This is a genomic window from Burkholderia sp. Bp8991 (assembly GCF_003853795.1).
GTDB lineage: Bacteria > Pseudomonadota > Gammaproteobacteria > Burkholderiales > Burkholderiaceae > Burkholderia.
Genome location: NZ_QTQJ01000002.1, coordinates 315686 through 339804 on the forward strand (window position 1 = coordinate 315686; position 24119 = coordinate 339804).

Below are 24119 nucleotides of genomic sequence, written 5' to 3' on the forward strand. Positions count from 1 at the left end.
GGCCTGACCCGTGCGCGCACGCTGCCGCGCTGCGCGCTCGCGCCGATGCGCGCGCGCCGCGTTGCGTCGCGCGTCCCCCTTCCCGTTGGCTCCCTGCCGGCGCCCTGCGCGCCGATGTCGCACCGCGCTTCGCGCGCGTCGCACGCCGCCACGTTTGCGCAGCCCGCACGCCGCACCCGCATGCGCGCTCGTCTGTACTCCTTGCGTCTCATGCTCGCACGCTTGTGAGGGTGCAATTCCCGGCCGGGCCGATGCGGAACTGTGTCTTGGAGGCCCCGGGCCGATTCGCTATTTTGAACGCAGTCGAAGTGATGGCGCAGGCGCCGCGAAGCAACGGTATTGCCGGCGTCGAGCACGGCAGGTCGCCATGCCTGCGCGCGTGGCGCAAGGGCGCCGGCATGGCGCGCGCGCCGCCGGTCGCGTCGTGCGGCAGGCACGCCCCGGCGCCCTCGCGCATCGGGACTTCCCTTTCGATTCACGTTCATTGACAGGAGCCAGACCACCATGCCCGCACTTTGCGACATCTGTCACGCCCGGCCGGCCGTCGCGCGCGCCACCGTGATGCAGGACGGCGAGCGCAAGACGATCTCGATCTGCGACTACCACTTCCGTCAGCTGATGCGGCATCAGAGCATGCTGAACCCGTTCGACTCGCTGCTGGGCGGCGGCGCGTCGTCGCTGTTCGGCGAGTCCGGCGACACGTCGCCGCTTGCCGCGGAGATTCCGCGCGAGTCGGTCGACCCGACCGACGCATTCAGCGAGCAGACGCTCGAACTGCTGCAGCGCGCGGCCGAGAAGGCGCACGAGCTGCGCCGCAGCGAACTCGACACCGAACACCTGCTGTACGCGCTCGCGGACACCGACGTGTGCGCCGCGCTGCTGAAGGAACTGAAGCTGTCGCCGCAGGACATCAAGTCGTACATCGACGAGCACGCGCATACCGGCACGGCCTCCCCCGATGCGTCGCTCGACAAGCTGTCGATCTCGCCGCGCGTGAAGAAGGCCGTGCAGTACGCGTTCCAGGCGTCGCGCGACCTCGGTCACTCGTACATCGGCCCCGAGCACCTGCTGATCGGTCTCGCGTCGGTGCCGGACAGCATCGCCGGCACGCTGCTGAAGAAATACGGCGTGACGCCGGAGGCGCTGCGCCAGAAGGTCGTGAAGGTCGTCGGCAAGGGCGCGGAAGACGGCCGCGTCGATGCGCCGACCGGCACGCCGAATCTCGACAAGTTCGGCCGCGACCTCACCGCGATCGCGCGCCAGGGCAAGCTCGATCCGGTGCTCGGCCGCGCGCAGGAAATCGAAAGCACGATCGAGGTGCTCGCGCGCCGCAAGAAGAACAACCCGGTGCTGATCGGCGAGCCGGGTGTCGGCAAGACCGCGATCGTCGAAGGCCTCGCGCAGCGGATCGTGAACGGCGACGTGCCAGAAGTGCTGCGCGGCAAGCGGCTCGTCGAAGTCAACATCAACTCGATGGTCGCCGGCGCAAAGTATCGCGGCGAATTCGAGGAGCGCGCGAAGCAGCTGATCGACGAAGTGACCGCGAAGCATGACGAACTGATCCTGTTCATCGACGAGCTGCATACGATCGTCGGCGCGGGCCAGGGCGGCGGCGAAGGCGGGCTCGACATCGCGAACGTGCTGAAGCCGGCGCTCGCGCGCGGCGAGCTGAGCCTGATCGGCGCGACCACGCTGAACGAATACCAGAAGCACATCGAGAAGGACGCGGCGCTGGAGCGGCGCTTCCAGCCGGTGTTCGTGCCGGAGCCGAGCGTCGAGCAGACGATCGTGATCCTGCGCGGGCTGCGCGACAGCCTCGAGGCGCACCATCAGGTGACGTTCGCCGACGACGCGTTCGTCGCGGCCGCCGAGTTCGCCGACCGCTACATCACCGCGCGCTTCCTGCCCGACAAGGCGATCGACCTGATCGACCAGGCCGCCGCGCGCGTGCGGATCGGCGCGACGTCGCGCCCCGTCGACATCCAGGAAGGCGAAGCGCAGATCGCGCAGCTGAAGCGCGAGCAGGACTACGCGACGTCGCGCAAGCGCTTCGACGAAGCGAAGCAGTTCGAAGAACAGATCAACGAGAAGCAGAAGTCGCTCGACGAAAAGATGGAAGCGTGGCAGCGCAAGACCGGTTCCGAGACGCTCGAGGTGACCGTCGAATCGGTCGCCGAAGTCGTGTCGCGGCTGACCGGCATCCCGGTGTCCGAGCTTACACAGGAAGAGCGCCAGAAGCTGCTGAAGATGGAGGAGCAGCTGCGCGAGCGCGTGGTCGGCCAGAACGACGCGGTGGTCGCCGTCAGCGACGCGGTGCGGCTGTCGCGCGCCGGGCTCGGCCAGACGCACCGGCCGATCGCGACGTTCCTGTTCCTCGGGCCGACCGGCGTCGGCAAGACCGAGCTCGCGAAGGCGCTGGCCGAGACCGTGTTCGGCGACGAGCAGGCGATCATCCGCATCGACATGTCCGAGTACATGGAGCGGCACGCGGTCGCGCGGCTGATCGGCGCGCCGCCCGGCTACGTCGGCTACGACGAAGGCGGCCAGCTCACCGAGCGCGTGCGGCGCCGCCCGTACAGCGTGATCCTGCTCGACGAGATCGAGAAGGCCCATCCGGACGTCTACAACGTGCTGCTGCAGGTGTTCGACGACGGCCGGCTGACCGACGGCAAGGGCCGCGTGGTCGACTTCAGCAACACGATCATCATCGCGACGAGCAACCTCGGCGCCGCGATCATCATGGACAACCTCACGCAGCCGGAAGCCGCGCGCAAGACCGACAAGGCGATCCGCGAGCAGCTGATGCAGGTGCTGAAGGGCCATTTCCGCCCCGAGTTCCTGAACCGGATCGACGAGGTGATCGTGTTCCATGCGCTGTCGAAGGAGAACATCCGCTCGATCGTGCAGATCCAGCTCGACCGCGTGGTGCGCACCGCCGCCGCGCAGGACATCACGCTCGTGATGGGCGACTCGCTCGTCGAACACCTGACCGAAGCCGGCTACCAGCCGGAGTTCGGCGCGCGCGAGCTGAAGCGGCAAGTTCGGCAGATCATCGAAACGAAGCTCGCGAAGGAGATCCTCGCGGACAAGCTTCAGTCGGGCGACCGCGTCGAAGTCGACTACGACACGACCGGCGACACGGTGACGTTCAACAAGCTCGCGCCGCCTGATGTGAAGGACGCGAAGCAGGACGCCGACGGCAAGGCCAGGCCGAACGGCAAGGCCACGAAGGCATCGGCCAATGAAAAGGATGACGAAGCAAAGGCCGATACGCCGCCGCCCGTCGCGAAGGCATCCGGCAAGAAGTCGTCCGGTGCGAAGAAGGACGCGCACTGATACCACGCGGGCCCGGATGCCTGGGCCCGCATGACCGGCGCCGTCCGCCGGACGGTGCCGCCCCACGCCGCGACGCGGCGCAACCCGAGCCACCCCGCAGCGGGCCCGGCTCATGGAGATTCACATGACAAATCGACGCGAAGTGCCAGGCATCAGGAAGTACGATGGGCCCGCCGGCGGTTGGGGCGCGCTTCGCGCGACAGCCGAGGCCGTGCGCACGCAGATGGAAACCATCGAGGCGCCGATCGTGCTGATGCGGACCAACCAGCCCGACGGTTTCGACTGTCCCGGCTGCGCGTGGCCCGACAAGGAACACAAGTCGACGTTCCAGTTCTGCGAGAACGGCGCGAAGGCCGTCACGTGGGAGGCCACGACCAAGCGCGTGACGCCCGAGTTCTTCGCGGCGAACACCGTGTCGTCGCTGCTGCGGATGTCCGACTACGAGCTGGAGAACATGGGCCGGCTCACGCATCCGCTCGTCTACGATCGCGCGACCGACACGTTCCGCGCGGTCGAATGGGACGACGCGTTCGCGCGCATCGGCGAGGTGCTGCGTGCGCTGCCGCCCGAGCAGGTCGAGTTCTATACGTCGGGGCGCGCGTCGAACGAAGCCGCGTACCTGTATCAGCTGTTCGCGCGCGAGCTCGGCACCAACAACTTCCCCGACTGCTCGAACATGTGCCACGAGCCGACCAGCGTCGGCCTGCCGCAGTCGATCGGGATCGGCAAGGGCACCGTTTCGCTGGAGGATTTCGACCACTGCGAGCTGATCATCTCGATCGGCCACAACCCCGGCACGAACCATCCGCGGATGATGGGCACGCTGCACGAGTGCTCGCGCCGCAACGTGCCGATCATCGTGTTCAACCCGTTGCGCGAGCGCGCGCTCGAACGCTTCGCCGATCCGCAGGACATGATCGAGATGGCGTCGTTCGGTTCGACGCGCATCGCGTCGACGTACTACCAGGTCGACGCGGGCGGCGACGCGGCCGCTCTGAAGGGCATCATGAAGGCGCTGCTGCAGCTCGAGGCCGAGCGCGGCAACGTGCTCGACCGTGACTTCATCGCGCAGCACACCAGCGGCTTCGACGCGTTCTCCACCGACCTGCAGGCCACGTCGTGGGACGACATCGAGCGCGCGAGCGGCCTGAGCCAGGCGCAGCTCGAGCAGGTCGCGCTCGCCTATGCGAAATCGAACGCGACGATCGTCACGTACGGGATGGGCGTCACGCAGCACAACAAGGGCACCGCGACCGTGCGCCTGATCGCCGACCTGCTGCTGATGCGCGGCAACTTCGGCAAGCCCGGCGCGGGCGTGTGCCCGCTGCGCGGCCACTCCAACGTGCAGGGCAACCGCACGGTCGGCATCACCGAGAAGCCGTCGGCCGAGTTCCTGCAGAAGATCGAGGACGTGTGCGGCTTCAAGCCGCCCGCGCATCATGGGCACGACGCCGTGCAGGCCATGCAGGCGATGGTCGACGGCCAGGCCAAGGCGCTGCTGTGCCTCGGCGGCAACTTCGCGGTCGCGCTGCCCGATCCCGAGCTGTCGTTCCCCGCGATGGCGAAGCTCGATCTCAGCGTGCATCTCGGCACGAAGCTGAACCGCTCGCATCTGCTGGTTGCGAAGGAAACCTACATCCTGCCCGTGCTCGGCCGCACCGAGCTCGACATGCAGGCGAGCGGCCGGCAATCGATCACCGTCGAGGATTCGATGTCGATGGTCCACGCGTCGGCCGGCAAGCTCAAGCCGGCGTCCGACGCGTTGCGCTCGGAGCCCGCGATCGTCGCGGGGATCGCGCATGCGACGCTGCCGAACAGCAAGGTCGCGTGGCTCGACCTGATCGCCGACTACGACCGCATCCGCGACCTGATCGACAAGACGGTCCCCGGCTTCGAGGCGTTCAACGAACGGATCCGCACGCCGGGCGGCTTCCGCCTGCCGCTGCCGCCCGCCGAGCGCGTGTGGCCCACGCCGACCGGCAAGGCGATGTTCTCGGTCTACACGGGCGTGAAGGAAGACGCGGACGTGCTCGGCGCCGAGCAGGTGCTGCGGCTGATCACGCTGCGCAGCCACGACCAGTACAACACGACGATCTACGGGCTCGACGACCGCTATCGCGGCGTGTTCGGGCGGCGCGACGTGCTGTTCATGAACGCGGCCGATCTCGCGAAGTACGGGCTCGAACACGGCGACCTTGTCGACATCGAGACGATCACCGCCTCGGGCCGCACGCTGCGCCTCGAGAAGATCACTGCGATCGAGTACGACATCGCGCCGGGGTCGGTCGGCGCGTACTATCCGGAGGCGAACGTGCTCGTGCCGCTCGACTACATCGACAAGGAAAGCGGCACGCCGTCGTACAAGTCGGTGCCGGTGCGGGTCGCGCGTTCCGCGGTCGTGTGATCCGCGGGCGCGGCAGGTTCGCGACGTACGGCACGCATGCGACATGCCGTGACGCCGAGAACCTGCCTGCCGCCCCGCCTCCCCGCTCTCCCGGCCGCTGCATCGCCTCCGATGCGGCGGCCGCTTCGTTTTCACGTGGCGAACGGCACGCGCCTTACCGCGCCGCCGACGGCGGCAGAGCCGCGCCCGTCTGCCGGCGACGGTACGCGCTGTCGCGCGTCGCGAGCCAGTAGTACAGCGGCGACGTCAGCGCGAGCCCGACGAGCCAGGACAGGTCGGCGCCGCCGAGATGCGCGGGAATCGGGCCCGCGTACATCGGCGTGTTCATGAACGGGATCTGCACGACGATCCCGATCGCATACGCGAGCAGCGCCTGCGGATTGAATTCAGGGTCCGCGTCGAAGGCTGAGCAACACGAAACACTTTACATGGCGTCCACCCATTCACGGTCGCCGCAAGGCAAACCGTGAATGAACAGGCGCTCGACTCAATGCCCGCCGTTGATTTCCGTGTCTTCGAATGCCAGATGCTCGAAATAGCTACCCGTGAAATCCACGTCCAGCCCCTTGAGTCCATGGGCTTCGACCGTGCTTCCCGTGCAGTCCAGCACCTGCACCGAATGCCACGTGTTGTCGTCGAACCGAACGCCGTTCCACTTGCATCCGAGAAATTTCACGCTATTGAACGTACTGCCCTGAAAGGCGGCCTCATCGAAGGAGCAATCGACGAACGTGCATCCGGAAATTGCAATCCCCGAAAAATCGCAACTGGCAAACGTACAAGCAGAGAACCGGCAGCCTGTCCAGCCGGCCTGCCGGAATGACGTGCCGCTGAACCGGCTGCCGCTGAAGCTGCTGCCGGAGAATTGCGCAAGACCCAGATCCAGGCCGGCATAGGCCGAACTATCCGTCTGACCTGAGACTCCTGCCGGCATTCCACCGGCACCCTTGCGCCACAGGTCGTGCTTGTAGATGATTTCAGAACTGCTCATGAGTCTGCGTCTCGATGCGCCTGAGCAGACGATTCGCCTTCGCCGTTGCCGGCCATCTGTTCGTCATCGGCGTCGGACGCCGCCGAGTCGCGGTTGGCGAACCAGGCGACAAGGCCGCCCAACGCAATCAGCGAGCCGAGGAAGAGGAAATTCTCGATCGCAAAATCGCTCACGTCATGCGAACCGTAGCTGCCTCCACTGATCTGGGACACCGCCCCCAAGGATGCGATGACAGCCCAGGCAACCAGTATCAGGCCGCCGGCCACTACGATCGCGGCCATTGTCGACTTGCGCATTCTTCGCTCCGTCAAGCGTCACCGGACGCGTTGCCTACACTGACTTCCGGCAGTTTCGCGAATCCGAGGCGATTGGCCTCGTTCCACCACGTCCAGGTCACGTCCGCCGGCGATACATCCAGATGCATGTCCTGCGGATCAGGGAACGAATCACCCTGGGCGACATAGGCCTGGCGGTACCACTGATTGAACGTCGCGGCTCGAGGATGGTCATCCGTCACACTGGCCTGCCATATACCCGTCACCGGGCACGCGCGTGTGCCTCGACACTGGATCAGCGGATCGGGAAATTGCGCGGTGCGCGCGATGCCCTGCGCCACGCGGGGTTCCGATACCGGTTGTTGTACTGCCACCGGAATCGCATCGCCGACGTAATGAAAGAAGATACGTCCATCTTCCAGAACAAGGCCGGGACGACTGCGATCGAATAGTTCGTCCTTGCTGTAGTGCATCGGCACCTGCGCCAGATTCCAGGCGAAATGACGTTCGGCAGTCGGATACTTGAGCTGTGCGAGCCAATAACCGCCCACCGGTGCAGCGGTGGTTTCCGCCTGCGGAGGTACGGCGACAGGCGGCTTCTCCGGCAACGTATAGCCATCGGGTACATGCGCGCGACCGGTACGTAGTGAGACCGGATGAGCGGCGGGTTTGGAAGGTGACGCCGGTGCCGACATCACGGCCTTCGCCGCATTGATCAGCGTCTCCTTGTTGCCGTCCCACTTGGGCAATTTGGATGGCGGCAGCGGCACCATCTTGTCGAGGTTCGGCAGGCGAAGGTCGGGATCGCGCTCGAGGCGGTCGGCGAGAATTCCGTAGCGTTCGGCGCGTGCCTCGTCCTTGACATGGCCGACCAACGGATCACCCTTGCCAAACGAAGCGCTCAACCATCCGGCACTCTCGGCGCTCCCGAATTTCACACCGGCATGCAAGGTCTTGAGTGCGCGTTCATTGTTCTCGCCCAATTCTGCGCGATCACCTACGATCGTCGTCCCAAGTTCATATGCTGCACGCCCGTTTCCCTGTGCGACGCCGCATTCCAGCATCTGGAGAGCAATCTTGCGATTGCCCCAAAAGCCTGCCTTCGGGTCGTCATAGAGCGCGTCCATTTTGCCCCCCAGATATGCCATCGCACTCGGGCTACCCATATCCGCGGCCAGTTGCCAGAATGCATAGGCTCTACTCGCATCCTGCTTCACCCCCATCCCGTCCATGTAATACGTGCCCATCAAATCGTAGGCCGCCGGAATGCCGAGTTTCATCGCCTGTTCAGCGATCTGAACGGCGTGTTCGGAATCACCATCCACACCTTCGCCGCGAGCGTACGCATTCGCCAGATTCAGCATCGCCTTCCAGTGTTTGCGCTCGGCGGCCTTTGCCCATAACTCGACGGCCCCCCTATAGTCGCGCTGATTCGGCCACAGCAACGAACTGGTGAGCGCGATCGCTCGCGTATTCCAACGATCTGCCTCTGGATCGATCCGAGGAACAACGTCGGCTTCATGCTTGCATTCGAACGCTTCGCGGTGCGGATTGAACGCAGTCAGCGACATGTTGCGAGGAAGCGAATCGTTCCTTGAACAGGCGGCACATCCAGCGATCAGAACAACGGAAGCCAATCGGATCAGCCGGCCACGGTCCACGGTAATCAGACGCAATCGAATTCGCACGATATCGAATACCTTGCACGACAAGAAATGAATGCACGGTCACGTGCGCAGTATGGAACGGCACAAACGGCCTGCTGACAAGGCCCTCATCCGGCAATTTCATGGGCCGTCGGCAATGGCCCGCAGTCGGGACAGCATCTCCGTTCATATGCCGCTGATTTTACGTTGCGTCCCTTTAACCTGTCCCCACCCCACAATTCTTGACTATGCGCACGCCGTCGAACTGGTAGGATGCGCATCACTAGGCGAGACGCATCCGGCGCACCTGATCGTTCCCCTTTTCGATCTCCCGCACGCGATCCCCTTGCCGCGCCGAGCCACCGGCTCAGCCCCCCGTCGAACCCCGCAACACCCCGGTGTCGGCCCCACCCGACCCGTTGCAGCAACCGTTGGAGTAGCGCACGTTGCGCCTGCAAGCATGAAGAAACTGAAGCAGCACTTCCGCATCCTGGGCGAGATCGATCGCACGCCGCTGGTACGCGCCGGCGCGCTGCTGTTGATGGCCGGCCTGCTGTACCTGCTGTGGCCGTCGGCCGAAACCGCCTACCTCGCGATGGAGTCGGTCATACGCTGACGCAGCACGCCCGTCCCCGCACTACGCTATACTCGCGCAATGGAAACCAAACCTGCCTCGCCGAACGTGCATCGCTGGTGGCGCGCCTGACCCAGGCGGCCCGTTTCCTTTTGCATGTCCCGAACGTGATGCCGCCAGCCATGGCGGCATTGTCGTTTCTGCGCCCGAATCATGGCTGGTGGCTTCGATAACCCGGAGCCAATCCACACCATGACGCACCCGACCCGACCGACCATCCTCACCGGCGACCGCACGACCGGCCCGCTGCATCTCGGCCACTACATCGGCTCGCTGCGCGCGCGCGTGCAGATGCAGCACGACGCGACGCAGTTCCTGCTGCTCGCCGACACGCAGGCGCTGACCGACAACATGGGCCGTCGCCAGCGCGTCACCGAAAACGTGATCGAGGTCGCGCTCGACTACCTGGCCGTCGGCATCGACCCGGCGATCTCGACGATCGTCGTCCAGTCGCAGGTGCCCGAGCTCGCCGAGCTGTCGCAATACCTGCTCAACCTCGTCACGGTCGCGCGCCTCGAGCGCAATCCGACCATCAAGGAAGAGATCCGCCTGCGCGGCTTCGAGCGCGACATCCCGGCCGGCTTCCTGACCTATCCCGTCAGCCAGGCCGCCGACATCACCGCGTTCAAGGCGACGCACGTGCCGGTCGGCGACGACCAGCTGCCGATGATCGAACAGACCAACGAACTCGTGCGCCGCTTCAACGCGACGGTCGACAAGCCGGTGCTGGTGGAATGCGAGGCCGTGCTGTCGGCGGTCACGCGGCTGCCGGGCATCGACGGCAAGGCGAAGATGAGCAAGTCGCTCGGCAACGCGATCACGCTCGGCTCGACGCCGGACGAGATCACGCAGGCCGTGAAGGACATGTACACGGATCCGAACCACCTGCGCGTCAGCGATCCCGGCCAGGTCGAAGGCAACGTCGTGTTCACGTTCCTCGACGCGTTCGAGCCCGACGTGCAGAAGGTCGACGAACTGAAGGCGCACTATCGCCGCGGCGGCCTCGGCGACAGCGTCGTCAAGCGCGTGCTGAACGAGCGGCTGCAGGCGCTGATCGAGCCGATCCGTGCGCGCCGCCGCGAATTCGAGGCGGACAAGGCGGAGGTAATGGCGATCCTGAAGCGCGGCACGATGCATGCGCGCGAGGTGGCCGGCGCGACGCTGGCCGAGGTGAAAGGCGCGATGGGGCTCACGTATTTCGATTGAGCCGTGCGCGGCAAACGCGGCCGGGCGGCGTGGCGTGGCGTGGCGCAATGCCGGCGCCGCGCTTACCCCGATGTCCACCGGCACACCGCGAAGCCGCGGTCAGTCGCCCGCAAGCACCGTCACGACCGCTCGTGCGCCGACGGCGCTACGTGGCACACAGCCTCGATCCGGTTGCCGGCAGGGTCGACGAGAAACGCCGCGTAGTAGTCGGCGTGATAATGCGGCCTCAATCCGGGATCGCCGTCGGACTGCCCGCCCGCGCAGAGCCCTGCCTCGAAAAATGCATGTACCTGCTCGCGAGAAGCGGCCTTGAAGCACCAGTGCCGCTTGCTCGTTCCGACTTCGGCGGGATCGAGATACACGGCCAGGAAAGTCGAGGCGGTGTCGTTTGCATTGCAGCGTTCGCCGTAACCGAGTGCGGCGGGCCGGTCGTAAACCTTGGCCGCGCCAAGTGCGGCCATGATGCCGTCATAGAACGGGCGTGCCTGGTCGATATCAGGAACGCCGATGGACACGTGGTCGAGAAGTTGCATGGGGTTGGCTCCGTTGAACGAGTACGAGTCTACACAAACATGTCACTTCGAACCGGCTACCGGTACAACCAGATCGCAAAACCGGAGGACAGGACTCCATGACGGACGACCGCCACATTTGGGAAGCACTGGAAGCTCGTTCGCGAGGAGGCGGCAATATCGAGCAAACAGCGGATTACCGCGGAGACCTCGATCGCCGACGATCTCGGACAAGCCGGAGACGACGCGGACATCTTCATGGAGCGCTTCTTCGCCCGATTCGGTGTGGATCGCCGCGACTACGATTTCGGGCGTTACTTCCTGATGGAGGGTGAAGGGCTCCTGTAACACCTGGTTCGCAAGTTCATTCTCAGGAAGCCCCATACGTTCGATCGAGACGCATTGACCGTCGGCATGCTGGGCAAAGCCATCGCGCTGGGTGCGTGGGACGCCGATGCGATCAGGAACTGATGCTCACGCAGCGTCACCGACGCTTTGATCGGCACGTCGAACACCGCGCCCGCCACGCGTCACTTCATCTGCATCAGCTGCACGAGGTTGCCGCACGTATCGTCGAGCACCGCGACGCGCACGGGCCCCGCGTCCATCGGCGCCAGCGTGAAGCGCACGCCGAGCGCGTCGAGCCGCGCGAACTCCGCGTCGAGATCGTCGACCTGGAACGACGCCGCCGGAATGCCGTCCTCGTAGAGCGCCTGACGAAAAGGCCCGACCGCGCGATGATGGCTCGGCTCGAGCATCAGCTCGGTGCCGTCAGGCTGGTCCTTCGACACGACCGTCAGCCAGCGGTACTCGCCCACCGGCACGTTGTTCTTCAACCGGAAGCCGAGGGTGTCGGTATAGAACGCGAGTGCCTTGTCCTGATCGTCGACAAAGATGCTCGTCACGTAGATGCGCATGTGATGTTCTCCGAATCACGCGTGCCGCCGCGCGCGTCGTCGCCGTGCCGCTCACGTGATCTGATACGTCGATGCCGGCACGAATTCCTCCGGCATCGCGCGATCGCCCAGCTCGAGCACCGACCGTTCGATCGTGCGCGCCATCGCATCGAGCGCGAGCGCGTTCGGCGCGAGGCCGAACGGCTCCGCGACCTCGTTCGCGATCGCTTCGAGCGCGATCAGCGTGTACGAAATGAACACGCAAATCAGCGGCGTGAAAAACTCCGTCGAATCGACGAGGCCGAACGGCAGCAGCACGCAATAAGCATAGACGGTGCGATGCAGCAGCACGCTGTACGAGAACGGAATCGGCGTCGTCAGGATCCGCTCGCAACCGCCCACCGCCTTGCCGAGTTCGACCAGCTGCGCATCGAACATCCAGCACGTCGCGTCGCTGCCGGGCGCGCGGCCCAGCGCGCGGACGATCCCGCCGCGCAGTTCGTCGAGAATCGCGACGGGCTGGTAGCACTTGTGCGCGAACGCGGCGGCGCGCTCGGCGCCGAGGATGCGCTGCAGGTCTTGCGCCGGATCGGTATGGCGCAGCTGATGCTTCAGCGCATACGTGAACGCGATCAGCAGATCGGCGAGCCGGTTGCGCTCCGCGTCGGCGACGCTGTCGGGCAGGTAGCGCCGCAGTTGCGACGTGACGGTGCGCGCGGCGATCAGCAGGTTGCCCCACAGAAGCCGCGCCTCCTTGAAGCGCTCGAAGCTCGCGTTGTTGCGAAACGCGAGAAAGATCGCGAGCGCGAGCCCGAACAGCGTGAACGGCGCGGTGTTCAGCGGAATCTTCTCGCCGAAGATGCGCCCGTTCGTGAAGACCGCCAGCGTGCTGACGACCGCCATGAACACGAGTTGCGGAATGATCGACTGCAGCACGGAGCCGTTCCACACGAACAGCATCCTGAGCCAGTTTTGTCGTGGTCTGACGATCATGGTGTTGTCTCGACTGCCAAGGGAATACGCAATGCGGCGCGCCGCCGCCCGATGTGCGACGGCCCGCGCGTGGCGGGCCGCTGTCCGATCGATACCGGGCCGGGTGACGAGCCGCACGGCGGCTGCGCGAGATGATACGCCCGCGCACGCCGCACGCCGCGCGCCGCACGCCGCACGCCGTCACCGGCCGCGCCGGTCAGTGATAGCCGGCGTCGCCCTCGCGCACCTTGCCGCGGAACACGCGGTACTGCATCGCGTTGTACACGAGGATGATCGGCAGCACGATCACGGTGCCGACGAGCGCGAACAGCTGGCTCGAATGGCTCGACGACGCATCCCAGATCGTCAGCGACGGCGGCACGATGTTCGGCCAGATGCTGATCACGAGCCCGGTATAGCCGAGGAACACGAGCGCGAGCGTCAGCAGGAACGGCGTTGCCTCGTGCCGGCGCTTCAGCGTATGGAAGATGCCCCACACGCATGCGACGACGAGGACCGGCACCGGCAGGAACCAGCCGAGGTAGCCGCTGCCGAACCAGCGGTGCGCGACGGCCGGCAGCCCGATCACGGTCCACAGGCTGACCACGCCCATCACGGCGAGCAGCACGCCCGCGAGCGGCTTCATCAGCACGCGCATCTTGCGCTGCAGTTCGCCGTCGACCTTCAGGATCAGCCAGCCGCAGCCGAGCGTCGCATAGGTGACGAGCACGCCGATCCCGCAGAACAGGCTGAACGGCGACAGCCAGTCGAACGGCCCGCCCGCGAACTGGTTGTCCACGATCCGGATGCCCTGCAGCAGCGAACCGAGCGTGACGCCCTGGCAGAACGCGGCCAGCGCGGAGCCGCCGATGAACGCGAGATCCCACAGGTGTTGCGTGCGGTTCGCCTTCGCGCGCAACTCGAACGCCGCGCCGCGGAAGATCAGCCCGACCACCATCAGGATCAGCGGCAGGTAGTTCGCCGGCAACAGCGTCGAGTAGACGACCGGGAATGCGCCGTACAGGCCCGCGCCGCCAAGCACCAGAAAGGTCTCGTTGCCGTCCCACACCGGCGCGACGGTATTCAGCATGACTTCGCGTTCGACCTTGGCGTCGAAGAACGGAAACAGCAGGCCGATGCCGAGGTCGAAGCCGTCCAGCATCACGTAGATGAACACGCCGAGGCCGATGATCGCGGCCCACACGACAGGAAGATCGATCTGCATGGCTTACTCCGCTTCGGTGACGTTCAGCGGCGTGGACAGCGCGCTCTTGCGCAGCCCCGGATGCCGGTGCAGCTCGATGTATCCGGCGTGGGCAGCCGGTCCGCGCTTCATCAGGTTCAGCATGTAGTAGATACCCGTCCCGAACACCAGGAAATACACGACCACGAAGATCAGCAGCGACACGCCGACCTGCTGCGCGCTGAGCGGCGCGACCGAATCGACGGTGCGCAGCACGCCGTAGACGGTCCACGGCTGCCGCCCGACCTCGGTCGTGATCCAGCCGGCCAGCAGCGCGACGATGCCCGACGGCCCCATGCACACGACGAACCACTGGAACCAGCGCGTTTCATACAGGCGTCCGCCCTTTCTCAGCAGCAGGCCGAGCAGCGCGGCGAGCAGCATCAGCATCCCGAGGCCGGCCATGATCCGGAAGGTCCAGAACACGATCGGCGAATACGGACGGTCCTGCGCCGGGAATTCCTTCAGTCCGCGAATCTCGCCGCTCCAGCTGTGCGTGAGGATCAGGCTCCCGAGGTGCGGCACCTGGATCGCATAGCGCGTCGTCTCGGCCTGCATGTCGGGCAGGCCGACGAGGTTCAGCGCGGTGCCGCCCTTCTCGGTTTCCCACAGCCCTTCGATCGCCGCGATCTTCGCCGGCTGGTATTCGCGCGTGTTCAGCCCGTGCGCGTCGCCGACGACGATCTGGATCGGCGCGAGCAGCAGCAGCATCCACAGCGCCATCGAGAAGCTGCGCTTGACCGGCTCGTCGCGGCGCCCCTTCAGCAGGTGCCACGCGCCGCACGCGGCGACGATGAAGCCCGCGACGATGAACGCGGCGATCGTCATGTGCACGAGGCGATACGGGAACGACGGGTTGAAGATGATCTTGAACCAGTCGACCGGCACGACGAGGCCGTTCTCGATCTTGTAGCCCTGCGGCGTCTGCATGAAGCTGTTCGACGCGAGGATCCAGAACGTCGAGATCAGCGTACCGACCGCGACCATCAGCGTCGCGAAGAAGTGCGCGCGCGGGCTGACGCGCTGCCAGCCGAACAGCATCACGCCGAGGAAGCCGGCCTCGAGGAAGAAGGCCGTCAGGACTTCGTACGTGAGCAGCGGGCCGGTGATGTTGCCCGCGACGCGCGAGAAGCCCGCCCAGTTCGTGCCGAACTCGTAGGCCATCACGACGCCGGAGACGACGCCCATCCCGAAGCCGATCGCGAAGATCTTCGACCAGAACTGGAACATGGATTTGTAGGCAGCGTCGCCGGTGACGAGATAGCGCCATTCCAGCACCGCCAGGAAGCTCGCCATGCCGATGCTGATCGCCGGAAACACGATGTGGAACGACACCGTGAACGCGAATTGCAATCGGGCGAGATGGAACGCATCGAAGATTTCCATGACCGTAATTTGCTCGTGGTTGTGAGGACGTCAGCTCGAAGCAGGAAATCGCGCGACGGCTTCGCGACGGCACGTGCACACAACGACGGATCGCAGTGCACGGCAACGAAGCGTGAATGACGATATCGCGTTTCAGACGATACTCGCAATCGCGCGGACGTGCGCTGAAACTGTGCTTTCCCCGGGGCCGAAGATGTGTGTACGGAAAACCCGTTTCGGCGCCGCGAGGCCCTCAGCTGTACTGCTTTCCGCTCTGCAACGCTGTGCATCCGCGGCACCGCCGAACGCCCGTACCATCGGCTCCTGGCCTGCCCGTGGCGAGCGAGCGCGACCCCGCGCACCGCCCCCGCAGAATCCGTTTCGATCGCCCGGCGCCCGCGCCGGCCGATCCCCCTGGAGAAACCCGCATGGAGCCCAGCGACCGCCCCGACGATCCGGCCGGCACCCGCGCGTGTCATGTGACGCGTCATCGTGCCGGCGACGCGCGGGACATCGTCGATCGCGTCGTCGACGAAACGCCGGTTGCACTCGTATTCAACGGCATCGCGCACACGGTGATGATGGCGACGCCGATCGACCTCGACGCGTTCGGCCTCGGCTTCGCGCTGAGCGAAGGCATCGTCGAGCGCGCGTCGGACGTCTTCGATATCGAAAGCGAATGCCGGCCCGGCAGCGCCGAAGTGCGGCTCACCGTGGCGCAGCAGGCGTTCATGGCGCTGAAGGCGCACCGGCGCGCGCTGGCCGGCCGCACCGGCTGCGGCGTCTGCGGGATCGAGAGCATCGCGCAGCTCGACCTGCATCCGCCGCGCCTCGCGGCCGCGGGCGCGGCGGCCGGCATCGGCGCCGACGCCGTCGCGCGCGCCGCCCGCGCGCTGCCGCAGCGGCAGCCGCTGATGCACGCGACCGGCGGCATCCACGCGGCCGCGTGGTGCGAGCGCGACGGCACGGTGCTGGAAGTCGTCGAGGACGTCGGCCGCCACAACGCGCTCGACAAGCTGATCGGCCGGCTCGCGCGGCGCCGCGCCGACCTGGGCGCGGGCTTCGTGTTCCTGTCCAGCCGCGCGAGCTACGAGCTCGTGCGCAAGGCCGCACGCGTCGGCATCCCGATGATCGCGACGATCTCGGCGCCGACCTCGCTCGCGATCGACGTCGCCCGCGAAGCCGGCGTGCGGCTGCTCGGCTTCTGCCGCAACGACGGCTTCGTCGAATACGTGTCGCCCGACCCGCTCCCGTTACCCGAACCGACGCCTGCGCAAGCGCAGGCGCTCACCGCTTGATGAAACCCCTGACCGATTTCGACACCGCCCAACGGCAGTTCGCCGGCGTATTCGCGCCGCCGCATGCGGCCGTCTCCATCCCGGTCGCGCAGGCGGCCGGCCACGTGCTCGCCACGCCGCTCACCGCCGTGCTCGACCAGCCGCCCGCCGACCAGAGCGCGATGGACGGCTACGCCGTCCGTCACGCGGACCTCGAACACGGCGAGCCGCTGCGCGTCGCGCAGCGCTGCTATGCGGGCGACGCGCCGGCGCCGCTCGCGCCGCGCACCGCCGCGCGCATCTTTACCGGCAGCCTGATTCCGCCGGGCGCCGACACCGTCGTGATGCAGGAGCACGCGCACGAACAGGATGGCTGGGTTGCGTTCGACACACCGCAGCGCAGCGGATCGCATATCCGCCGCCGCGGCGAGGAGGTGCGCGCGGGCGCCCTGCTGATGCCTGCCGGCGTGCGGCTCGGCGCGATGCACGTCGGCGTCGCCGCCGCGCAGGGTTGCGCGCGCATCGACGTGCGCCCGTCGCTGCGGGTCGGCATCCTGACGACCGGCGACGAGCTGGTCCCGTGCGGCCAGCCGCGCGCGCCGCAGCAGATCTACAACAGCAACGCGCCGATGCTCGCCGCGCTGGTGTCGGGAACCGGTGCCGGCGTCGCGGCGAGCGAGCACGCCGCCGACACGCGGGCCGCCGTCGATCAGGCGCTGCGCGGCATGGCCGCGCGCTGCGACCTGGTCGTCTGCGTCGGCGGTGCATCGGTCGGCGACAAGGACCTGCTGCGTCCCGCGCTGACCGCGCTCGGCGCGTCGTTCGTGGTGTCGGGCGTGCGGATCAAACCCGGCAAGCCGGTCGCGCTCGCGCGGCTCGACGAACGGCCCGTGGTGCTGCTGCCCGGCAATCCGGGCGCCGCGATGACCGCGTTCGCGCTGTTCGTCGCGCCGCTGATCCGCTGCCTGCAGGGGCGCGACGACTGCCTGCCGGCCGTGCCGGCGCTGCCGATCGACATCGACGTCGAACCCGATGCGCAGCGCGAGCGCTTCGTCCGCGTGCGCCGCACCCTCGACGCCAATGGCGCGCCCGTACTCGATACGCTGCGGCAACAAGGCGCCGGCACGCTGCAATCGCTCGTTCAGGCGAGCGGGCTCGCGCGGCTGCCGGCCGGCCGACGCATCGCGCGCGGCGACGCGGTGCCGTATTACGATTTCACGCACTGGCTCGCGTGAGCATGCCCATGCGCGTCATGTCCGCCTTGCGTGCAGGCAGGATCACGAACTGTATTCCTGCATTTCGGGCGGGATTGTGTCCCTGTCGGAAAAATCCGGCGGACTATCCTCACGAAGAGGCTCGTCACGACCCGTGCGCCGACACGTCGGCACACAGGCGGCCGACCGGCGACGCCGCTCCGCTCACTTCATGCAGGTCGAAAAACCGATCGTGAATGCCATCGCTTCCGCTCCGGCCGCCATTGCATCCGGCGGTGCATCGCCCGGCGCCTTCTCCCGCCCGCTCGACACGCTCGCGCGGCCGCTGCGCGATCTGCGGCTGTCCGTCATCGACCAGTGCAACTTCCGCTGCGGCTATTGCATGCCGCGCGACAGCTTCGGGCCCGACTATGCGTTCATGCCGTCGTCCGAGCGGCTGTCGTTCGCGCAACTGGAGAAGATCGCGCGCGCGTTCGTCTCGCTCGGCGTCGAGAAGATCCGCCTCACCGGCGGCGAGCCGCTGCTGCGCCGCAATCTCGAAGCGCTGATCGAACGGCTCGCGGCGCTGACGACCGTCGACGGCAAGCCCGTCGAAATCGCGCTGACGACCAACGGTTCGCTGCTCGCCGCGAAGGCACGCACGCTGCGCGATGCGGGCCTGTCGCGCGTGACCGTGAGCCTCGACGCGATCGACGATGTCGTGTTCCGCCGGATGACCGACACCGACGTGCCGGTCGCGCGCGTGCTGGCCGGCATCGAGGCTGCGCAGGCGGCCGGGCTCGCGCCCGTGAAGGTCAACGCCGTGATCGAGCGCGGCGCCAACGACGACCAGATCCTGCCGCTCGTGCGCCACTTCCGTCATAGCGGCGTGGCCGTGCGCTTCATCGAATACATGGACGTCGGCGGCGCGAGCGCGTGGTCCGGCGACAAGGTCGTGCCGGCCGCGCGGATGCGCGAACGCATCGACGCGAGTTATCCGCTCGTGCTCGTCGGCGAACCGGGCCACGACGCCACCGCCATCCGCTGCCGGCACATCGACGGCGCGGGCGAGGTCGGCTTCATCGCGAGCGTGTCGCATCCGTTCTGCGGCACGTGCTCGCGCGCCCGCGTGTCGGCCGACGGCCAGCTCTATACGTGCCTGTTCGCGATGCAGGGCACCGACCTGCGGCCGTGGCTCGACGACGGCGCATCGGTCGACCACCTCGCCGACGCCGTGCGTGCGCGATGGACGCGGCGCGACGACCGCTATTCCGAGCGGCGCGCCACGCGTGCGGCCCGGCCGTCGGGCAAGACCTATCCGACCGTGCGCATGTCGCTCGTCGGCGGCTGACGGCTGCCGCGCTCGGCGGCGCGCACCGCTTACTGGAGAACCGTCATGACGAGTTTCACCGAATCCCGTGCCGCGTCACCCGACGATCCGTCGCGTGACGCCGCCCATGCCGAACCCGCCGAGCCGCACGCCGAGCCGCCGCCGGCGATTGCCGCCGGCTTCGAGGTGCGTGTGCAGTACGCGGCGATCGACGCCGGCACCGAGATCGCACCGATCGTTCGGAATCCGAATGTCGGCGCGGTCGTGAATTTCCTCGGTGTCGTGCGCAACGAGGGCGACGTCGACGACGTGATCGCGCTCGAAGTCGAACACTATCCGACGATGACCGAGCAGGCGCTCTGGAGCATCGTCGAGGAAGCCAGCGCGCGCTGGCGGCTAGAAGCGGTCAGGATCGTGCATCGCGTCGGGCGCATTCCGCTCGGCCAGCCGGTCGTGATCGTCGTGGTGGCCGCCGCGCATCGCGCGTCGGCATTCGATGCGTGTGAATTCATCATGGACTTCCTGAAGACGCATGCGCCGTTCTGGAAGAAGGAGATCCGGCACGACGGCGTGGCCGGCTGGGTCGAGCCGAAGGCGCACGACGATCAGGCGATGCGGCGGTGGGGTTGAGCGTGCCGGTCAATGCGTTGCCGATTCCGCCCGTTTCGCCCATTCCGCCCGGGACATTTCAATGAAACTGACGATCAAATACTTTGCGAGCATTCGCGAACAGCTGCATATCGATCAGGAAGTCGTCGAGATCGATGCGCACGAGGTCACCGTCGACGCGCTGCGCGGCACGCTCGCCGCACGCGACGCGCGCAGCGGCGAAGCGCTGCGGATGGACCGGCCCGTGCGGGCGGCCGTGAATCTCGAGATGGTGACCGGGGGATTCGTCGTGCGGGAGGATAGCGAGGTGGCGTTTTTCCCGCCGGTGACGGGCGGGTGATCCGTTCGCATCGGGCGGCGACCGGCAGGCTTCGGCGGCCCGATGCCTGACTGGCGGCTAGACGAGCTCGCGAAGAAAATCCGGGACGGGTGGTCGATCGACGTCGGGTAGCCGGCCGGCGCGCCGGCCACTTTCCGCACGGCCGGACGCGCGGGCATCCGTTCGCGCCGGGCGAGCCGGTTCGGTGTTCCGGCCGTCGTCGGCGCGCCCTTGCGCGCGCCAAACAACTGCGTCATGTCGAACGCGATGCGCGTACGAAAAGGCCGCATCCGGACCCCAAATCGGGGTCGACTACATCTCCGGCCGCAACGAAGTTGTCATGAACCCCGCCCACGAAACAGGCAAATGGATCATCAAGCCACGCGACTTGCCGTGACCTGCATCCAGCCTCATTTCTCCTGATTTTTATATTCAGAGTATTTTCGCGAGTCGCCCCTCACTCTGTCAGCCGGATACTTTGCCCGGTTGAGCTCCATCTTCTCAAGCACCGCCTGAAAAAGATCGACATCCATCTTGTCCGCGAGGCGAACCAGATACACCAATACGTCGGCCATCTCGTGACGAACGGCCGTCAGGTTGGCTTCGCCAAGTTCGCTCTTGTCGCCCGAAACGAGCCATTGAAACGGCTCCAGCAATTCACTCGCTTCGATGCTGAGCGCTGTCGCCAGGTTCTTCGGCGTGTGGAATTTGTCCCAGTCGCGCTCGTCGACAAACTGGCGGACGAGTTCGCGCAACTCCACCAGATCATTCCGCAACTCAGACTTTTCCACGTAGCGACTCCTGCTGCATATCCACAATTTATCGATGCCTTCGGCGGCATGCGGGCATGAGGAATCCGCCCTCCAGCCTGCAAGTACAGCTACCGCGCACGGACTGACACGAATGATATAGGAGCTGGAAGCTGCCCCGGCAAGCGTCGCACCAAGGGCAAGCGAAATGCCGTCCCGCCGTCAGGGTATCGGAGCGACGGCCCGAATCCACGATCGCGCCCCTGCGTCGAACCGTCCCGCTCCGGCCCACGCAGTTCGCGATTTTCCGCCCGCTTCGCATCCAGCTTCGATGCGCCCCGCCGGATACCCGGCAAGACGGCTCACCCGCCACGCGCCGCAACTCTTATATAAGACATAAGACATTTGACGCCTGACCATATTGCGACTAGAATCCCGTCCAAGCAGTGAAGCAGTGTCCGGAACAGCAGCCTCGGCGTGCCTGGAAAGCCCTTCCCCTGAAACGCAATCTCAGCAGGTCCCCCCATGCTTGAAAACTTTCGTGCTCACGTGGCCGCCCGCGCCGCGCTCGGTATTCCCCCCCTGCCGCTGACGGCCCAGCAAACCGCCGAACTGGTGGAACTGCTGGCGCACCCGCCCGCAGGCGAAGAGCAGACGCTGCTCGACCTGATCACCCACCGCGTGCCCGCCGGCGTCGACGAAGCCGCGCGCGTGAAGGCCGGCTTCCTGGCCGCCGTCGCGAAGGGCGAGACGGCCTGCCCGCTGATCTCGCGCGAGCGCGCGACCGAGCTGCTCGGCACGATGCTCGGCGGCTACAACATCCAGCCGCTGATCGAGCTGCTGTCCGACGAAGCGGTCGCGGCCGTCGCTGCCGACGCGCTGAAGAAAACCCTGCTGATGTTCGACCAGTTCCATGACGTGAAGGAACTCGCCGACCAGGGCAACGCGCACGCGAAGGCCGTGCTGCAGAGCTGGGCCGACGCCGAATGGTTCACGAGCCGTCCGGAAGTGCCGGAAAGCCTGACCATCACGGTATTCAAGGTCACGGGCGAAACCAACACCGACGACCTGTCGCCGGCCCCGGACGCCACCACCCGCCCGGACATCCCGATGCACGCGCTGGCGATGCTGAAGAACGCGCGCCCCGGCATCACGCCGGAAGAAGACGGCAAGCGCGGCCCGGTCAAGTTCATCGAATCGCTGAAGGAAAAGGGTCACCTGGTCGCCTACGTCGGCGACGTGGTCGGCACCGGCTCCTCGCGCAAGTCCGCCACCAACTCGGTGCTGTGGTTCACCGGCGAAGACATCCCGTTCGTCCCGAACAAGCGCTTCGGCGGCGTGTGCCTCGGCGGCAAGATCGCCCCGATCTTCTACAACACGATGGAAGACGCCGGCGCGCTGCCGATCGAACTCGACGTGTCGCAGATGAACATGGGCGACGTGGTCGAACTGCGCCCGTACGAAGGCAAGGCGCTGAAGGACGGCAACGTGATCGCCGAATTCCAGGTCAAGTCCGACGTGCTGTTCGACGAAGTGCGCGCCGGCGGCCGCATTCCGCTGATCATCGGCCGCGGCCTGACCGCGAAGGCGCGTGAAGCGCTCGGCCTCGCACCGTCGACGCTGTTCCGCCTGCCGCACCAGCCGGCCGACAGCGGCAAGGGTTTCTCGCTCGCGCAGAAGATGGTCGGCCGTGCATGCGGTTTGCCGGAAGGCCAGGGCGTACGCCCGGGCACGTACTGCGAACCGAAGATGACCTCGGTCGGCTCGCAGGACACCACGGGCCCGATGACCCGCGACGAACTGAAGGATCTGGCGTGCCTCGGCTTCTCGGCCGACCTCGTGATGCAGTCGTTCTGCCACACCGCCGCTTATCCGAAGCCCGTCGACGTGAAGACGCACCAGACGCTGCCGAACTTCATCAGCACCCGTGGCGGCATCGCGCTGCGTCCGGGCGACGGCGTGATCCACTCGTGGCTGAACCGCATGCTGCTGCCCGACACCGTCGGCACCGGCGGCGACTCGCACACGCGCTTCCCGATCGGCATCAGCTTCCCGGCAGGCTCGGGCCTGGTCGCGTTCGCGGCCGCCACCGGCACGATGCCGCTCGACATGCCGGAATCGGTGCTGGTCCGCTTCAAGGGCAAGATGCAGCCGGGCGTCACGCTGCGTGACCTCGTCAACGCGATTCCGCTGTACGCGATCAAGCAGGGCATGCTGACGGTCGCCAAGCAAGGCAAGAAGAATATCTTCTCGGGCCGCATCCTCGAAATCGAAGGCCTCCCCGACCTGAAGGTCGAGCAGGCGTTCGAGCTGTCGGATGCGTCGGCAGAGCGTTCGGCCGCCGGTTGCACGGTGCGCCTGAACAAGGAACCGATCATCGAATACCTGAACAGCAACATCACGCTGCTGAAGTGGATGATTGCGCAGGGCTACCAGGATCCGCGCAGCCTGCAGCGCCGTATCGCGGCGATGGAGCAATGGCTGGCCGACCCGCAACTGCTCGCGCCGGATGCCGACGCCGAATACGCGGCCGTCATCGAGATCGACCTCGCCGACATCCACGAGCCGATCGTCGCATGCCCGAACGACCCGGACGACGTGAAGACGCTGTCCGACGTGGCCGGCGCCAAGATCGACGAAGTGTTCATCGGCTCGTGCATGACCAACATCGGTCACTTCCGTGCCGCGTCGAAGCTGCTGGAAGGCAAGCGCGACATTCCGGTCAAGCTGTGGGTCGCGCCGCCGACCAAGATGGACCAGAAGCAACTGACGGAAGAAGGTCACTACGGCGTGTTCGGCACGGCCGGCGCACGCACCGAAATGCCGGGCTGCTCGCTGTGCATGGGTAACCAGGCACAGGTGCGCGAAGGCGCGACGGTGATGTCGACGTCGACCCGCAACTTCCCGAACCGCCTGGGCAAGAACACGAACGTGTACCTCGGCTCGGCGGAGCTGGCGGCGATCTGCTCGCGTCTGGGCAAGATCCCGACCAAGGAAGAGTACATGGCCGACATGGGCGTGCTCACGGCAAACGGCGACAAGATCTACCAGTACATGAACTTCGACCAGATCGAAGACTTCAAGGAAGTCGCCGACACCGTGCAGATCTAAGCATGCTGTCGCGCTACGGCGGGTGATGCCCGTCGTGGCGACACGCAATGG

General features: G+C 66.4%; 20 protein-coding genes and 1 pseudogene. 11 read left to right on the top strand and 10 right to left on the bottom strand.

Annotated elements, in window-relative coordinates:
* Nucleotides 1-504 precede the first annotated feature (504 nt).
* Entirely contained in the window at nt 505-3336 is a 2832-nt protein-coding gene (locus tag DIE02_RS03495) for an ATP-dependent Clp protease ATP-binding subunit (RefSeq protein WP_124528776.1), read from the top strand.
* Between the two features lie 124 nt (nt 3337-3460).
* Nucleotides 3461-5740, top strand: a complete 2280-nt coding sequence (locus DIE02_RS03500; RefSeq protein WP_124528778.1) for an FdhF/YdeP family oxidoreductase — start codon at nt 3461-3463, stop codon at nt 5738-5740.
* Between the two features lie 154 nt (nt 5741-5894).
* Here DIE02_RS03500 and DIE02_RS03505 read toward each other — a convergent pair.
* The 4 genes and pseudogenes from DIE02_RS03505 to DIE02_RS03520 form a co-directional block, all read right to left on the bottom strand.
* Nucleotides 5895-6125, bottom strand: a pseudogene (locus DIE02_RS03505) (cytosine permease); the annotation flags it as partial.
* 102 nt (nt 6126-6227) lie between these two features.
* Nucleotides 6228-6731, bottom strand: a complete 504-nt coding sequence (locus DIE02_RS03510; protein WP_124528780.1) for a pentapeptide repeat-containing protein — start codon at nt 6729-6731, stop codon at nt 6228-6230.
* Nucleotides 6728-7027 carry a hypothetical protein gene (locus tag DIE02_RS03515; RefSeq protein WP_124528782.1) on the bottom strand — a complete coding sequence of 100 codons (300 nt, stop codon included), beginning with the start codon at nt 7025-7027 and terminating at the stop codon, nt 6728-6730. Before DIE02_RS03515 ends, DIE02_RS03510 begins: the two co-directional genes overlap by 4 nt.
* An 11-nt stretch (nt 7028-7038) precedes the next feature.
* Nucleotides 7039-8577 (bottom strand): DUF6396 domain-containing protein, encoded by a 1539-nt coding sequence (locus DIE02_RS03520; RefSeq protein WP_124528830.1) that lies wholly within the window; start codon nt 8575-8577, stop codon nt 7039-7041.
* Between the two features lie 535 nt (nt 8578-9112).
* Here DIE02_RS03520 and DIE02_RS35405 point away from each other — a divergent pair.
* Both DIE02_RS35405 and trpS read left to right on the top strand, forming a co-directional pair.
* Nucleotides 9113-9268, top strand: a complete 156-nt coding sequence (locus tag DIE02_RS35405) for a hypothetical protein (RefSeq protein WP_185640925.1) — start codon at nt 9113-9115, stop codon at nt 9266-9268.
* Nucleotides 9269-9478: 210 nt separating this feature from the next.
* Nucleotides 9479-10492 carry a tryptophan--tRNA ligase gene (trpS, locus tag DIE02_RS03525; protein ID WP_124521659.1) on the top strand — a complete coding sequence of 338 codons (1014 nt, stop codon included), beginning with the start codon at nt 9479-9481 and terminating at the stop codon, nt 10490-10492.
* Nucleotides 10493-10611: 119 nt separating this feature from the next.
* Here trpS and DIE02_RS03530 read toward each other — a convergent pair whose 3' ends face one another.
* A complete protein-coding gene (locus DIE02_RS03530; RefSeq protein ID WP_124528784.1) occupies nt 10612-11025 on the bottom strand; it encodes a VOC family protein in 414 nt (137 codons plus the stop codon).
* A gap of 192 nt (nt 11026-11217) precedes the next feature.
* On the opposite strand from DIE02_RS03530, the gene DIE02_RS35900 reads away from it, so the two are divergent.
* Entirely contained in the window at nt 11218-11352 is a 135-nt protein-coding gene (locus DIE02_RS35900; RefSeq protein ID WP_260426166.1) for a DUF1493 family protein, read from the top strand.
* Nucleotides 11353-11534: 182 nt separating this feature from the next.
* On the opposite strand, the gene DIE02_RS03540 is transcribed toward DIE02_RS35900, so the two are convergent.
* The 4 genes from DIE02_RS03540 to DIE02_RS03555 form a co-directional block, all read right to left on the bottom strand.
* Complete coding sequence (locus tag DIE02_RS03540; protein WP_124485760.1) at nt 11535-11921, bottom strand: VOC family protein; 387 nt, start codon at nt 11919-11921, stop codon at nt 11535-11537.
* A gap of 51 nt (nt 11922-11972) precedes the next feature.
* Nucleotides 11973-12893 (bottom strand): bestrophin family protein, encoded by a 921-nt coding sequence (locus DIE02_RS03545; protein ID WP_124528786.1) that lies wholly within the window; start codon nt 12891-12893, stop codon nt 11973-11975.
* 196 nt (nt 12894-13089) lie between these two features.
* Nucleotides 13090-14097: a cytochrome d ubiquinol oxidase subunit II gene (gene cydB / locus DIE02_RS03550; RefSeq protein ID WP_124485758.1), complete on the bottom strand. Its 1008-nt coding sequence runs from the start codon at nt 14095-14097 to the stop codon at nt 13090-13092.
* Between the two features lie 3 nt (nt 14098-14100).
* On the bottom strand, nt 14101-15501 hold the full coding sequence (locus DIE02_RS03555) for a cytochrome ubiquinol oxidase subunit I (protein ID WP_124528788.1): 1401 nt from the start codon (nt 15499-15501) through the stop codon (nt 14101-14103).
* Between the two features lie 407 nt (nt 15502-15908).
* On the opposite strand from DIE02_RS03555, the gene fdhD reads away from it, so the two are divergent.
* The 5 genes from fdhD (at nt 15909) to DIE02_RS03590 (ending at nt 20229) form a co-directional block, all read left to right on the top strand.
* Nucleotides 15909-16778, top strand: coding sequence for a formate dehydrogenase accessory sulfurtransferase FdhD (gene fdhD, locus DIE02_RS03565; protein ID WP_124528790.1), 870 nt, complete (start codon nt 15909-15911; stop codon nt 16776-16778).
* The gene (glp, locus tag DIE02_RS03570; RefSeq protein ID WP_124528792.1) at nt 16778-17992 is read left to right on the top strand and encodes a gephyrin-like molybdotransferase Glp; all 1215 of its coding nucleotides are present in this window, start codon (nt 16778-16780) and stop codon (nt 17990-17992) included. Before fdhD ends, glp begins: the two co-directional genes overlap by 1 nt.
* A gap of 190 nt (nt 17993-18182) precedes the next feature.
* Nucleotides 18183-19301 (top strand): GTP 3',8-cyclase MoaA, encoded by a 1119-nt coding sequence (moaA, locus tag DIE02_RS03580; RefSeq protein WP_124528794.1) that lies wholly within the window; start codon nt 18183-18185, stop codon nt 19299-19301.
* Between the two features lie 45 nt (nt 19302-19346).
* Nucleotides 19347-19910, top strand: a complete 564-nt coding sequence (locus DIE02_RS03585; RefSeq protein WP_124528796.1) for a molybdenum cofactor biosynthesis protein MoaE — start codon at nt 19347-19349, stop codon at nt 19908-19910.
* A gap of 61 nt (nt 19911-19971) precedes the next feature.
* Nucleotides 19972-20229 (top strand): MoaD/ThiS family protein, encoded by a 258-nt coding sequence (locus tag DIE02_RS03590; protein ID WP_044848136.1) that lies wholly within the window; start codon nt 19972-19974, stop codon nt 20227-20229.
* A 389-nt stretch (nt 20230-20618) separates the two neighbouring features.
* On the opposite strand, the gene DIE02_RS03600 is transcribed toward DIE02_RS03590, so the two are convergent.
* The gene (locus DIE02_RS03600; RefSeq protein ID WP_044848135.1) at nt 20619-20999 is read right to left on the bottom strand and encodes a nucleotide pyrophosphohydrolase; all 381 of its coding nucleotides are present in this window, start codon (nt 20997-20999) and stop codon (nt 20619-20621) included.
* 483 nt (nt 21000-21482) lie between these two features.
* Here DIE02_RS03600 and acnB point away from each other — a divergent pair, with 483 nt between their 5' ends.
* The gene (gene acnB, locus DIE02_RS03605; protein WP_124521645.1) at nt 21483-24068 is read left to right on the top strand and encodes a bifunctional aconitate hydratase 2/2-methylisocitrate dehydratase; all 2586 of its coding nucleotides are present in this window, start codon (nt 21483-21485) and stop codon (nt 24066-24068) included.
* Nucleotides 24069-24119 lie beyond the last annotated feature (51 nt).